Consider the following 12,767-nt stretch of genomic DNA (forward strand, 5'->3'; position numbering starts at 1 on the left):
GGGCGTCAGTCAGGCACGGCTTTCAAGGACCTTGGCAGCCTCTTCATGGAGGCTGTAGCTCTTGTCAGCGTTCAGGGTGATCACGCCCTCGCTGCACAGACGCTTGAGCACCTCGCGCACGCTGAGAAACGACAACGGAATGCCCAGCTCCAGCAAGTGGCTGTGCACGCCGCGGACCCCGAGGGTGCGCTGGTTGTCGGCGGCGGTGAGGAGGGCGTCGATGACCTTCAGCCGGATCAGGCTGGTGCGCAAACCGAAACACTTGAGCAAATGGCGGATGCGCTGGTTGCCCTGCTGTTCGGGCGCGTTGCCGAACGCCTGTGTGCCTTTGCCAAAGTGAGTATCTGTGGCCTTTGAATGTCCATCCGTGGGCACTTGAGGGTTATACATGCAAAAACTCCTTTTCAGAGCCTGATCAGGAAAAAGATGGTGCTCTTGAGTAATAAGACGAACGAGTGACGCAAATCATGAAACGACGGATGTAGAAAATTTGTCGGTATCGGGTTTGTCACTTTTCAAGCGCTGACGATATACAGCCGTGTGCGGCTAAATTATTCCGGTCGATGTGCGTTCTTACGGTGGGGTAACCATCCCGTGTGAGGGTGTTCAATTTGACTGTGGAGTCGGCGTGATTATTTCCAACGGGTTGTCCAGAGTGGGCGTGGCAGGGCTGTTGCTGGGGCTGAGCCTGGCCGCATCGGCACGGGAACAAATGACGCAGGCGTCGGCGGATATTCGCCGTACCAGTTATGGCGTGCCGCATATTCGCGCCGTTGATGAGCGTGGCCTGGGGGTGGGTATGGGGTACGCCTATGCCCAGGACAACCTGTGCCTGTTGGCCAATGAGGTGACCACGGTCAATGGCCAGCGCGCCAGGTTTTTCGGGCCGGACCAGGCGACCCTGGAGGAGCGCAACAACCTCGCCAGTGATGTGTTCTTCAACTGGCTGAATACACCCGAGGCCGTGGCGGCATTCTGGAAAGCCCAGACGCCAGCGATGCAGCAGCGCATCGAAGGGTACGTGGCTGGCTACAATCGTTATCTAAAGGAGCAGGGCGCCCCCGCGCAGTGCCAGGCCGCTTGGGTACGGCCCTTGGTGAAGGAAGACCTAGTCAAGTTGACCCGTAGGCTATTAGTGGAAGGGGGCGTCGGTCAATTCGCCGAAGCCTTGGTCGGGGCTGCACCACCCCAGGCTACCGCCAGTGTGCAACTGGGTACCAAAGCCTTTGCACAGGCCGCAACCAACCAGCAGCGCTTCACCCTGGACCGAGGCAGCAATGCCGTTGCCGTGGGCCGTGACCGCTCATTCAATGGCCGTGGGATGCTGCTGGCCAACCCGCATTTCCCTTGGGTGGGCGGCATGCGTTTTTACCAGATGCACCTGACCATCCCTGGCCAGTTGGATGTGATGGGCGCCGCACTGCCAGGGTTGCCCGTGGTGAACATCGGCTTCAACCGGCATGTGGCGTGGACCCATACCGTGGACACGTCCAAACATTTCACCCTGTACCGCCTGACCCTCGACCCCAAGGACGCCACCCGTTACCTGCTGGACGGCAAGTCCATCCCCCTGGATAAAACGGCGGTAACGGTACAGGTCAAGCAAGCCGACGGCAGCCTCAAGGCCGTGACCCACAGCGTCTACAGCTCGCAGTTCGGCCCCGTGGTGCAATGGCCCGGCAAGCTCGACTGGGACAGCCACTACGCCTTCAGCCTGCGCGACGCCAACCTGGGCAACGACCGGGTGCTGCAACAGTGGTACGCCATGAACCGCGCTGGCAGCCTCAAGGAATTGCAAAACTCGGTGCACACCCTGCAAGGTATCCCCTGGGTCAACACCCTGGCCGCCGATGACCAAGGCCAGAGCCTGTACATGAACTTGTCGGTGGTGCCCAACGTCAGCGCCGCCAAGCTGGCAACCTGCAGCGACCCACGGGCCGGCCTGCAAATGATCGTGCTCGACGGCGCCCACAGCGCCTGCGCCTGGGACATCGACCCGCGCGCGGCCCAGCCCGGTATCTTCCCGGCCGACCAGTTGCCCCAACTGCAACGCACCGACTACGTGCAGCACTCCAATGATTCTGCCTGGATGGCCAACCCCAAGGCCCCGCTGAGTGGCTTCTCGCCGGTGATCAGCCAGGATCACATCGGCCTCGGCCCGCGCGCGCGCTTCGCGCTCCAGCGCCTGCAAACCCTTGAGAAGCAGCCGATCAGCGTCACCGATCTGCAAAATATGGTCATGGACAACGAGGTGTACCTGGCGGGCCAAGTCATGCCGGACTTGCTGACATTCTGCGCCAACCAACTCGGCACCGACGCCAATGCGCTGCAACCGCTGTGCACCAGCCTGAAAAACTGGGACCAGCGCGCCAACCTCGACAGCGGCGTGGGCCTGGTGCACTTCATCAACTTGATGCAGCACTTGCAGCAACTCCCCGACGCCTGGCGCGTGGCCTTCGACCCGGCCCACCCCCTGACCACCCCAAGCGGCCTCGCCATCGACCGCGCCCCGGTCGCCAAAGCCCTGCGCGAAGCCATGCTGGCCTCCAGCGCAGAGGTCGGCAAACTGGGCCAGACCCGCTGGGGCGATATCCAAGTTTCCGGCCAAACCCCAATGCACGGCGGCCCGCAAGAACTGGGCATCTACAACGCCATGCAAACCGTGCCCCGTGCCGACGGCAAACGCGAAGTCGTCAGCGGCACCAGCTACCTGCAAATCGTCACCTTCGACGACAAAGGCCCCAACGCGCTCGGCGTATTGGCATTCTCCGAGTCCAGCAACCCAGCGTCCGCCTACTCAAAGGACCAGACCCAAGCCTTCTCCCAGAAAAAACTGCGCCCATTGCCCTTCACCGAGGCCCAGATCAAGGCCGACCCGCACTACCAAATCCACACGGTGAAGGAGTAGGGCAGACGCGCAACCCCTTGATGCCAAGGCAGAATATTTTTTGAAATCAAGGGGTTGCAGGCCTAGGCAAATGAGTACATAATGGCGCCCATCGAACGCAACGAAGCATTAAAAACTTCAATGTATTCAATGAGTTAGAGTAGAGGCAAGCTTCACATAGCCCACTCAAGTTTGTATGCGGTGAATGTCAGCAACAAGGGCATTGATCGTTTGAGGCCGAGTAGCAAAATGGTTATGCAGCGGATTGCAAATCCGCCTACGCCGGTTCGATTCCGACCTCGGCCTCCACTCTTAGAAACCCCGTAGATTAGCGTCTACGGGGTTTTTTATTGCCTTCGATTTAGTCATCGCTTCCGCAATTTTTCGGATCGTTTGCGCAACCCTGCCTTTTTTCAGCAAATTTGAGACGCCGTTAAACGTGCGCTCACCTCATCCGGAACACAGAGTTCTATGCGAACTTGACCCATTCCTCTTACGGATGATATGCCGGTACCCGGATTGCCATCGATAGGATCTGCTCCATGACCTACCTGTCTTCGTTGCTGTTCGAGATCCCTGGCGTGGACCACGGTTTCGAGACTTCGGGAAATTTAACGCTGCCGGAAGGAACACTTTACTGTGCTCAGGTTCACGGTACGCACATCGTCGATGCTGACGGGAAAGGGCGAGATGAACGTCCTGTCGCCGATGCACTATTCTCGAGAGGAGCCCAGGGTGCGATAGCGATCATCACTGCCGATTGCTTGCCGGTTCTGGTTGCTTCGGTTGATCAACCACTTGTAGCGGCAATCCACGCCGGATGGCAGGGTTTGAAAGCAGGCATTCTCGGTCATTCGATCAGCCGGCTAGAGAAAGAAGGTGCTTCTCTTACGGGATTGAGAATAGCGATAGGCCCATCTATCGGCCCTTGTTGTTATGAGGTGAGCAGGAAGTTTGTCGAAGATATTGAACATGCCGACAGCCATCTCTGGCAAAACGATTCTGCGCCGTGGACCCACCATCGTGCGCCACCGGCAAGTGCGCCTTGGGTCGAACCTGAGATCACACATAATGAAGCCTGGTTTGATCTACGCAAATATGCGCTGCGCCACTTGGTGGCGAGCGGTGTGAGTATTGAACAGATTCAGGTGCTCCAACATTGTACTTATTGCCACAGCGCTGATCTGGGCAGCTATCGGCGGCGAAGCCATCAAGTCGAGGCTAAATCCTTCCAGTATTCTTGGATAAGACGTTCTCGGGATCCGGTTTCTTGAATGGCGATTTCAGCCGTTCATAACAGGCAAAAATTGTCCATGGGCGGCCACTCGAACACATCACCTAGCCGGCTGTTTTGTAAGGCGGCGCAGTCACCGATGCTCCGCTGCCAACATTGATCTGAATTGAGAAGTGGTCTCGCAAGATAGCCCGGCAGCTTCGAACACTGCGCAGGTGAAGCTAACGGGTGCAGGGCCTGGAGCAGTGATGACGCGGTCTGCAACCACAGCCACTGGACTGCTTCGATAAAGCGCGCGCCCCTCATAACCTACGGCATTCTGTTGCAGGAAGTCAGCGCTGTTCGATGTATGAGCAACGGTGTCGAGAAGGCTGGCCCTGGCAAGTGCCAGCGTTCCCCCGCAGATACCGGCAATTGTCGCTCCATTTGAACGGCTCGCATGAAGAAACTCTCGAATATCGGGTGCTTCTGCACGCTCCCAGACCATTCCTCCAATCACGACTACAACGTCCGGCTTCCAGTCCAGACATTGTTGCAAACTGCTATCGACCGTTACCGCCAATCCACCCTGCGAGCGAAATTGCCCCGTAGCAGAAGCGAAAAACCTGACGTCGATCCCGTAAAACGCAGACGCAGTTCCAGCAATGAAAGCGTATTCCCAGTCCGCAAAACCGGGTGTCAGTATCAATCCCACACGTGGCATCAGTCAGAATCCTCCATGAATGCCAATAAGATAGGGCGACAACACAGCTACATCAAGGGCAGCCGGCCGGTTATGACTGACTGCTTTTGGCCGAGGCATCGGTACATCCTTGAGATAAGCTACAGGTATAGGCAACTGAGTACAGAATTGCGCCCATCGAACGCAACGAATCATTACCGCCGTCGCCCTCATTGCGTGAAACTGATCGAAGCAAATGATGTCCGATTGCTATCGGCCAAGGACGAGGTCCGCCAAGCACGCATTGGGTCTAGGCTCAGTAAGGTCTCAAGCGACCTCCTCACGCCGTTTTAGCCGCGCGCTTATCCTGCCAGCGCAAGATAACGCCCGCACTCATCAAAGCTGACAGAGTGACCCATGAAACAAAAAATTCTTCTTGTAGCCGTGTGTGCTGCACTCATCCAAGGCTGTGCCGCCCCTTCCAAAAGCCATGAAGAATCACCTTCGATGCCAACTACCTCAGCCGCTGTAGCCCAGCCAACCTTATCTGCTTACGACTGGAGCCTGGTCTCGGCAACGGATGCGTCGGGCAAGCCTCTTGTGGCGATGAACAAAGGCATCGAGCGCAAGTTGCGCGTTGCCTTCGGTGACAAAAACCTGAGCATCAGTGGCGGCTGCAATCGGCAGTTCGGCGGCTATCGCTATCAGGACGGGGTTGTGAAGGTGCAGCCACTGGCCTCTACGTTGATGGCCTGTGACAAGAGCCTGATGGACCTTGACGCCCAAGTAGGGCGCCTGTTCAAGGGCGATCTGCGCGCGGTGATCACCGGCGACAACATGGCGCCGATGCTGCAACTGACGACAGCGGACGGCTCGGTGCTCAAGCTGCAAGGTGAGGCCACCCCGCAGACCCGCTACGGTAGCGAGGGTGAGGTCAAGTTTCTGGAAGTGGCGGCCAAGACGGTCAAGTGCAGCCACCCTTTGATCCCGAACTATCAATGCCTGCAAGTGCGCGAGCGTCGCTATGACGACGCGGGCCTGCAACTGGCGACCCAAGACACCTGGCATCCGCTGTACCAGCCTATCGAAGGCTTTGTGCATCATGACGGCGTGCGCACTGTGTTGCGGGTCAAGCAGTACGAATGGAAGAATCCGCCAGCGGATGCCCCTTCGACGGTCTACGTGTTGGATATGGTGGTCGAGCAGGACGCTTCTGGCAGCAAATAAGCTCGCGCAAACCCCGTAGATTAGCGTCTACGGGGTTTTTTTTTTGCCTGTGGTTTACCTGTTTTTCGACGAGTGACACGTCTAGATCAAGGGTTATAGCCCGATTGGGGGTTGTCACCTGAACTTTTGCCGACTACCCTGAAAATGTTTGAATTATTACAAATAATTTCGGTGTGGCTGTTTTTCGGTCACACGGCTTCAGGACGAGGAACGAAAGATGTTTTCACATGAAGGTACTGCGCTAGAGCTATTGGTCTTGGTTTTTGGCGTCACCGGGTTGTTGTTGGTCGCCTGGTTTATTCACCATCAATACGAGCTCAGGTCGCGAAAGTATGTAAAAAAACAACATACCTCTGGGCAGCAGCGTGAAGCTCAAAGCCGCTAACCGTCCCTTCACCTGTGCCAGCCTTTACGGCTGGCCTCACAATCCGACTTTCAATGGTCTGCAAGGTTTTCCCGAGCCCACTGCTCGGCAGTGGTGACCGGAATCGACTGTTGCTCGTTGAAGGTAACCGCCTTAGGCCAGGCCACACCTTTACCTTGTGCGAATACGGCACGGTACTTCTTGATGTGGTGTGTGGGGTCTTGCTCCAGTGCCTGCATGAGGTAGTCAACCGTCCACACGTTGCGCTTGAACGGGCGATCCAGAACACGCTCCAGCATGCTCGCAACCTGCTCATAGGTCACGGTGTCGCCGGCGAGGTAGACAATCTGATTGCGCAGGCGCGGTTCGAAGAACACGATTTGCGCTGTCAGCGTGCCGATGTCGTCCGGTGTGGTGAGCGTCACCCTGTTCTCCAGACTGCCCAGGGCGTTGACTATGTTATTGTCGAAGTCGACGACCTCGAACACCGGCTCGAACAGGAAGCTGGTGAACATGCCTGTCGAGATGATGACCCATTCAGTGTTGTCCTGGGCGCGCAGCAACTCGCGCACATCGAGCTGAGCATCGAACAGATCCTGGGGGCTGCCCCGGCCAATCACTTCGAAATCCACGCCGAACTGCCACGGGAAGTAGCGCTTCACGCCGGACTTGAGCGCGGCGGTCGCCAGCTTCATCGGGGTTTCGCGGCCCGCGACCATGCCCGCGCAGCCGATCACGGTATCGAAGCGTGCGAAGACCTTGGCAAGTTGATCGATTGAGTCGTTCACCAGGTCTGCGGCGACCATCTGAATGCCCAGGCCGCGCAGCTCATCGATCTCTACCTTTTTTTCGGGCACTTGCGTGTTGATGGTCGACTCCCTTAGCAACACGCTGAGGGCGGAGCCGGGCGCGCGTTTGGCCTCACGCGCCAGGTTGCGCAAAACCGGCAGGCCGAGCTCGCCAGCGCCTAGAACAAGGATCGATTGAGAGGGAAGTGGGGTCATTTCAGGCATGATTTCTCCGCAGACCTGTTGGCGATAAGATGAGCCCATGCTGGCACGATTCGGCAGCGCTCATAAGAAGGCACACGGGTGATACCAGGGGTAGAAATGACCGATCATGAAACGCTCAGCCAGGCAGAAGTTATCTGCCAATCGCTCAGGGAAGAGGACGATGGCGTCAGGCGTGAAGTCCTGGCTCACGCCGGTAGCCGCTGGTCACTGGGCATTCTGCATGCGCTGGGTGTGTACGGTGCGATGCGTCATGCCGAGATAAAACGGCAGATGACAGGTGTGACTCAGCGCATGTTGACCAAAACCCTACGCGCCATGGAGCGCGATGGTTTGTTGGTTCGGCGCGAGTTCGGTGAGATTCCGCCCCGCGTCGAGTACGAGCTGACGCCCCTGGGCCGAGAGCTTTTGATTCGCATGTCGCCTGTCTGGACCTGGGTGGTGGAAAACGTGGAGGACTTTCGTAAGGCTCGGCGTATTTTCGACAGTCAGGAGGGCAAAAAACCGGCATGGCAGGTTCCCACACCGGTTCCGGATGCGCCTCGGTAAGCGCAACTTCTCGATGAAGGCTGTGCAAGTGTATGCCTCGATCCACCCCTAGCTGTACGGGGCGCAGCGCGCCATAACCCACTACTGTCGCAGGCACATCACCACCGCTTGGATGCCGCGCCATGTTCATGTCTACCAGCCTGTTATCAGCCTTCGTGCTGTTCGCTTTTGTCTCTTCGATCACCCCTGGGCCCAACAACACCATGTTGCTGGCCTCAGGCGTGAATTTCGGCTTTCGCCGTTCGATGCCCCATGCACTGGGTATCAGCATCGGCTTCATGCTGTTGGTGATCTGTGTGGGGCTGGGCTTGGGCGAGGTGTTCAAGCTGTTCCCGTGGGCTTACACATTGTTGCGTTATGTCGGCGCCGCGTATTTGTTGTACCTGGCGTGGAAGATTGCCAATGCGGGCGGCATGTCTGACAACCCGGATGAACACGGCAAGCCGATGACCTTCCTCGGTGCGGCGGCCTTCCAGTGGGTCAACCCCAAGGCATGGATCATGGCGCTAGGGGCGATCACTACCTACACGCCTGCCGAGGGTTATGTCACCAATGTGCTGGTGATCGCCCTGGTGTTTGCAGTGGTCAACCTGCCGAGTGTGTGCGTGTGGGTGGGATGTGGCAGCGGCTTGCGTAACCTGCTGCGTGAGCCGCGCTGGTTACGGATGTTCAACTGGTCCATGGCCGGGCTGTTGGTATTATCGCTGTATCCGATGCTGTTTTTGGGCTGAGGTGGCGTAGGTAACCACGATGCGAAGCGAGTCGCTGTTGATCTTGCTCTTGATCTGCTTTTGATCTGAAGCGCCCCGTTAAACCCCGCTGGCCGGAATTCGACAGGGATTTGGGGGGTAAACCGGCAGGGATGCCGGTTTAGCCGCCCCGCGCCATGGATGGCGCGTGGCGGCGGCCCCCCAAATCACTGGCGGATTACGGGCACACCGAGCCTAAGCGAGGTGCCGAGGGGTGGGGCAAGAGCGCTTTGGTTACTTTCGCGCTTTTCGAAAGTGACCCGCCGTCAGGCGGAACCCTAAGTGGCCGTTACCTCAGCAATGGATATGTACACAATCCAACTGTATTGACCGCCAGGCCGCCTTCGCGAGCAAGCCCGCTCCCACAGTTTGGACCGCGGGGTGTCAGGTAGAGACGTGTCGGCTGATAGGCCGCCATCGCAGGCAAGCCAGCTCCCACAGTTGGATTGCAGGGTGTCATGGAGATAGGCGTCGGTTGTCAGGTCGTCACGGGAGCAAGCTCCCTCGCTACGCTAATGCGGGCTTAGACCGGCGAGATGGTCGCCAACATGCCGATGCCAATGGTCAACACCAAAAAGCCAAACAGGAAAATTGCCATCTTGGTCATAAGGCCTCCGAGGGGAAGGGGACGACAGGAATGTCGGGATAGGGCTATTGTCCGCCTCAAGCGGTTTTCAATACAGGCGCAGATCGAAAAGAAAAAACCGTATCAGATCACCGCGCAGCGCCTGGGCCGTGGCTTTTCAAGCGAACAGCATTTATCAAGATCAGCGCCATGGCCGCCACCCGCCTTGAGCGTCACCTGAGACAGACACGGCATTTGCCCCTAAGATAGCGCCCACTGCACAACAATAAGCATGGGCCGACCCTCGATGGAAAGACGCCAGTTCAGCGGTGGCATGCAAGGCAAGAACCTGCGCTACCTCAGTGATAACCCCCAGCAATCAACCTCGGTCTCCCGTGTCGGTTTCCTGCTGCTCGAACACTTCTCCTTGCCGGCGTTTACCCAGACCCTCGATACGCTGGTGACCGCCAACCTGTTGCGCCCCGATCTGTTCGCTACGCGCACCTTCGGCTGGGGTGAGGGCGAAGTCATCAGCGACCTGGGCCTGGTCATTCGCCCGGATGCGAACCTGATGTTGGCAAGCTTGCAGGACTTGGACCTGTTGGTGATCTGCGGTGGTTTTCGCACCGAGCTCAAGGCCAGCGAGCCGTTTATCCAATGGCTGCGCAGCGCGGGTGAAGCGGGCGTGCGCCTCGCCGGCTTGTGGAACGGGTCGTGGTTCCTCGGGCGTGCGGGGCTGTTGCAGGGTTACCGCTGTGCCATCCATCCCGAGCATCGGCCGGCATTGGCCGAAGTGTCCAAGGCGGCGCAGGTCACCAGCGAACCCTATGTGATCGACCGTGACCGCCTCACTGCGTCCAGCCCCTCGGGGGCTTTCCATATGGCCCTGGATTGGATCAAGAGCCTGCATGGCAAAGCCTTGGTCGAAGGCATCGAAGATATCCTGGCGTTCGAAGAGTCGCGCTACCGCCGAATCAAACCCACCGAAAACATCTGTGTCAGCGCGCCGCTGCGCGAGGTGGTGAAGCTGATGGACGCCAACCTCGAAGAGCCCCTGGAGCTCGATCAACTCGCCGTCTACGCCGGTCGTTCCCGCCGCCAGTTGGAGCGCCTGTTTAAAGAACAACTGGGTACCACGCCGCAACGCTACTACATGGAATTGCGCGTCACTGAAGCGCGACGCCTGTTGCAGCACACCGAGTTATCCCAAGTGGATGTGCTGGTGGCGTGCGGGTTTGTCTCGCCGAGCCATTTCAGCAAATGCTACAGCGCGTATTTCGGCTATCGCCCCTCGAAGGAGAAGCGGCTGGTCAAGTAGCCTGGCGGGTGTAGAAAGATTTTCACAAGGAGTGGCAATGGACATCACGCTTTTGGATCGTTATCGCGGCAGCCTACTTGGGCTGGCGTGTGGCGACGCGGTAGGGACGACCGTTGAATTCATGCCCCGTGGCAGCTTTTCTCCCGTGACGGATATGCTTGGCGGCGGACCGTTTAGCCTCAAGCCTGGCCAATGGACTGACGATACGTCCATGGCACTGTGTCTGGCCGAAAGCCTGTTGCGCAAAGGCGGTTTTGACGCGATAGACCAGATGGGGCGTTACCTGAATTGGTGGAAGTGGGGTTACTTGAGTTCTACCGGAGAGTGTTTCGATATCGGCATGACGGTTCGCGAAGCGCTGGAGCAATTTGAGCAAAGTGGCAACGCTTTTGCGGGCTCAACGCATCCGTATTCGGCCGGCAATGGTTCAATGATGCGCCTCGCACCTGTGGTGTTGTTTTACTTTACAGATAGGGCGCACATCCACCTGTTTGCCGAGCAAAGCTCGCGAACTACTCATGCCGCGCAGGAGGCTGTCGAGTGCTGCCTGCTGCTGGCCGAGGCTATCAGCAATGCCCTGAGCGGTGTTCCAAAGAAGCAGGTGCTGAGCTTTTCCCACACTGTGCTGTCGGCCCCTAAGGTCAAGGCTATCGCCTCTGGCGATTATCGCGATAAAACCTCTGCTCAAATCGTTGGCTCAGGTTACGCGGTGGCTTCGCTGGAGGCCGCATTCTGGTGTTTCGATCAGACCTCCAACTTTGCTGACGCGATACTCACCGCCGCCAACCTTGGGGATGATGCAGACACTACTGCCGCAATCGTTGGGCAACTGGCGGGGGCGTATTATGGCGTCCAGGCTATCCCCGCCGATTGGTTGCACAAACTATGGATGCGCGATGAAATTCAAGAAACGGCTGATGCGTTATTCAACATTTCGCACCTACAACAGCATGGTTCAGAAACGATCCAGCCGATAAGGCTGTAGCTCTGGCACCCGCTCACCCGCCGCAAGCTGCCCAACCCGTTCGGCCGTCACCGCTGCTTGTGTCAGCCCCAGATGCTGGTGACCGAACGCAAGCAGTACCTTGCCCTCGCACACCCGGTCAATGATCGGCAGCGAGTCGGGCAGGGAAGGGCGAAAGCCCATCCAGGGCGTGGCTTCGCAGTCACTCAGTTCGTGTCGGAACAACCCTTTGCTTAACCGGTGCAACTGCCAGGCCCGTTGCATATTGGCCGGGCGGTCGAGGCCGGCGAATTCGACCGTGCCGGCCAGGCGCAGGCCGCCGGTCATGGGCGTCATGATGAATTTGCGCTCCAGCGAAGTGACCGCGAATGGCAGGCAATGTTGCTCGTGGGGCAGCATCAGGTGGTAACCGCGTTCGGTGTCCAGTGGCACTTGTTTGCCGGTGAGTGCGGCGGTGAGTTTGGCCGAGTGGGCGCCGCAGGCGATCAGCACGTGCTGCGCTGTCAGTACGCCTTGGTCGGTCATCAGGGAAACGCCGCTGCCCTCCAGGCGCGCATCCAGAACCCGCTGCTGAAGAAATTTCACCCCCTCGGCCTTGGCCGCGTTCACCAGTTCGCCAACCACCGTGTACGGGTCCAGAAAGTGCCCGGTAGCCGGGAAGAACAAACCGCCTTGTAGGGCGTCGCTCAGTTGCGGCGCAGCCTTGCGCACTGCGTCGCCGCTCCAGAAGTCCACGGCGACGCCTTGCTGAGTCATGCGGCGCTGCACTGCATCCAGTGCAGCGCGGGATTCGGCGCGCTCATACACCAATAGCGAACCGTCTTCGCGCAGCAGTTGCGCTTGCCCAATCGATTGCAACAAGCGTTGCCACGCGCCCAGGCTGCCTTCGTTCAAGGCGCGAAGGCCCGCCACGGTGCGTTGGTAAGGTGCTCGCCGCAGGTTCAGCAGCAGGCGGATAAACCAGGGCAGGGCGCGGGGCAGGTAGGCCCAGTCCAGGCGCAACGGGCCCATTGGGTCCAGGAGCATGGCGGGCAAGCGCTTGAGGATCGACAGGTCGGCGATGGGGAAGACTTGCTCCGTCGCCAGGTGGCCGGCGTTGCCGTAGGAGGCGCCCATGCCGGGTGCCTGCGCGTCGACCACCACGACTCGCCGGCCTTGGCGTGCCAACTGCAAGGCGCAGGCGACGCCGATGATGCCGGCGCCGACTACTACGATGTCTGCTTGATTGGGTTCGGCCAT

11 protein-coding genes and 1 tRNA gene are annotated in these 12,767 nt (G+C 58.6%); 8 read left to right on the forward strand and 4 right to left on the reverse strand.

The window, feature by feature from the left end:
• Window positions 1–9 precede the first annotated feature (9 nt).
• Window positions 10–390: a hypothetical protein gene (locus PSH76_RS12745; RefSeq protein WP_003191568.1), complete on the reverse strand. Its 381-nt coding sequence runs from the start codon at window positions 388–390 to the stop codon at window positions 10–12.
• 238 nt (window positions 391–628) lie between these two features.
• Between PSH76_RS12745 and PSH76_RS12750 the strand changes: the two genes are divergently transcribed.
• From PSH76_RS12750 to pgeF, 3 genes are all read left to right on the forward strand, one after another.
• On the forward strand, window positions 629–2,908 hold the full coding sequence (locus tag PSH76_RS12750) for an acylase (RefSeq protein ID WP_305494213.1): 2,280 nt from the start codon (window positions 629–631) through the stop codon (window positions 2,906–2,908).
• A gap of 214 nt (window positions 2,909–3,122) precedes the next feature.
• A tRNA-Cys gene (locus tag PSH76_RS12755) sits at window positions 3,123–3,196 on the forward strand.
• Window positions 3,197–3,429: 233 nt separating this feature from the next.
• On the forward strand, window positions 3,430–4,161 hold the full coding sequence (pgeF, locus tag PSH76_RS12760; RefSeq protein WP_098951361.1) for a peptidoglycan editing factor PgeF: 732 nt from the start codon (window positions 3,430–3,432) through the stop codon (window positions 4,159–4,161).
• A 93-nt stretch (window positions 4,162–4,254) separates the two neighbouring features.
• On the opposite strand, the gene PSH76_RS12765 is transcribed toward pgeF, so the two are convergent.
• Window positions 4,255–4,824 (reverse strand): DJ-1/PfpI family protein, encoded by a 570-nt coding sequence (locus PSH76_RS12765; protein ID WP_032897123.1) that lies wholly within the window; start codon window positions 4,822–4,824, stop codon window positions 4,255–4,257.
• 465 nt (window positions 4,825–5,289) lie between these two features.
• Between PSH76_RS12765 and PSH76_RS12770 the strand changes: the two genes are divergently transcribed.
• Window positions 5,290–6,009: an META and DUF4377 domain-containing protein gene (locus PSH76_RS12770; protein WP_256588538.1), complete on the forward strand. Its 720-nt coding sequence runs from the start codon at window positions 5,290–5,292 to the stop codon at window positions 6,007–6,009.
• Window positions 6,010–6,444: 435 nt separating this feature from the next.
• On the opposite strand, the gene PSH76_RS12775 is transcribed toward PSH76_RS12770, so the two are convergent.
• Entirely contained in the window at window positions 6,445–7,386 is a 942-nt protein-coding gene (locus PSH76_RS12775; protein ID WP_305494214.1) for an aromatic alcohol reductase, read from the reverse strand.
• A gap of 96 nt (window positions 7,387–7,482) precedes the next feature.
• Between PSH76_RS12775 and PSH76_RS12780 the strand changes: the two genes are divergently transcribed.
• The 4 genes from PSH76_RS12780 to PSH76_RS12795 all read left to right on the forward strand — a co-directional run bounded on the left by PSH76_RS12780 (window position 7,483) and on the right by PSH76_RS12795 (window position 11,549).
• Entirely contained in the window at window positions 7,483–7,932 is a 450-nt protein-coding gene (locus PSH76_RS12780) for a helix-turn-helix domain-containing protein (protein ID WP_278916754.1), read from the forward strand.
• Window positions 7,933–8,054: 122 nt separating this feature from the next.
• Complete coding sequence (locus tag PSH76_RS12785; protein ID WP_044274166.1) at window positions 8,055–8,663, forward strand: LysE family translocator; 609 nt, start codon at window positions 8,055–8,057, stop codon at window positions 8,661–8,663.
• Window positions 8,664–9,580: 917 nt separating this feature from the next.
• Window positions 9,581–10,564: a GlxA family transcriptional regulator gene (locus tag PSH76_RS12790; protein ID WP_050499518.1), complete on the forward strand. Its 984-nt coding sequence runs from the start codon at window positions 9,581–9,583 to the stop codon at window positions 10,562–10,564.
• Window positions 10,565–10,601: 37 nt separating this feature from the next.
• A complete protein-coding gene (locus PSH76_RS12795; RefSeq protein ID WP_305494215.1) occupies window positions 10,602–11,549 on the forward strand; it encodes an ADP-ribosylglycohydrolase family protein in 948 nt (315 codons plus the stop codon).
• Here the strand turns inward: PSH76_RS12795 and PSH76_RS12800 are convergent.
• A complete protein-coding gene (locus tag PSH76_RS12800) occupies window positions 11,520–12,767 on the reverse strand; it encodes an FAD-binding oxidoreductase (protein WP_305494216.1) in 1,248 nt (415 codons plus the stop codon). The two genes, PSH76_RS12795 and PSH76_RS12800, sit on opposite strands and share 30 nt — an antisense overlap.

This window comes from Pseudomonas sp. FP215, assembly GCF_030687795.1.
Classification (GTDB): domain Bacteria; phylum Pseudomonadota; class Gammaproteobacteria; order Pseudomonadales; family Pseudomonadaceae; genus Aquipseudomonas; species Aquipseudomonas salmasensis.

Coding starts and splice junctions, on each gene's coding strand:
- PSH76_RS12770 (WP_256588538.1), top strand. CDS start 5,290: ATGCCAACTACCTCAGCCGCTGTAGCCCAGCCAACCTTATCTGCTTAC.
- PSH76_RS12790 (WP_050499518.1), top strand. CDS start 9,581: ATGCAAGGCAAGAACCTGCGCTACCTCAGTGATAACCCCCAGCAATCA.
- PSH76_RS12745 (WP_003191568.1), bottom strand. CDS start 390: ATGTATAACCCTCAAGTGCCCACGGATGGACATTCAAAGGCCACAGAT.
- PSH76_RS12775 (WP_305494214.1), bottom strand. CDS start 7,386: ATGCCTGAAATGACCCCACTTCCCTCTCAATCGATCCTTGTTCTAGGC.
- PSH76_RS12795 (WP_305494215.1), top strand. CDS start 10,602: ATGGACATCACGCTTTTGGATCGTTATCGCGGCAGCCTACTTGGGCTG.
- pgeF (WP_098951361.1), top strand. CDS start 3,430: ATGACCTACCTGTCTTCGTTGCTGTTCGAGATCCCTGGCGTGGACCAC.
- PSH76_RS12765 (WP_032897123.1), bottom strand. CDS start 4,824: ATGCCACGTGTGGGATTGATACTGACACCCGGTTTTGCGGACTGGGAA.
- PSH76_RS12780 (WP_278916754.1), top strand. CDS start 7,483: ATGACCGATCATGAAACGCTCAGCCAGGCAGAAGTTATCTGCCAATCG.
- PSH76_RS12800 (WP_305494216.1), bottom strand. CDS start 12,767: ATGGCCGAACCCAATCAAGCAGACATCGTAGTAGTCGGCGCCGGCATC.
- PSH76_RS12785 (WP_044274166.1), top strand. CDS start 8,055: ATGTTCATGTCTACCAGCCTGTTATCAGCCTTCGTGCTGTTCGCTTTT.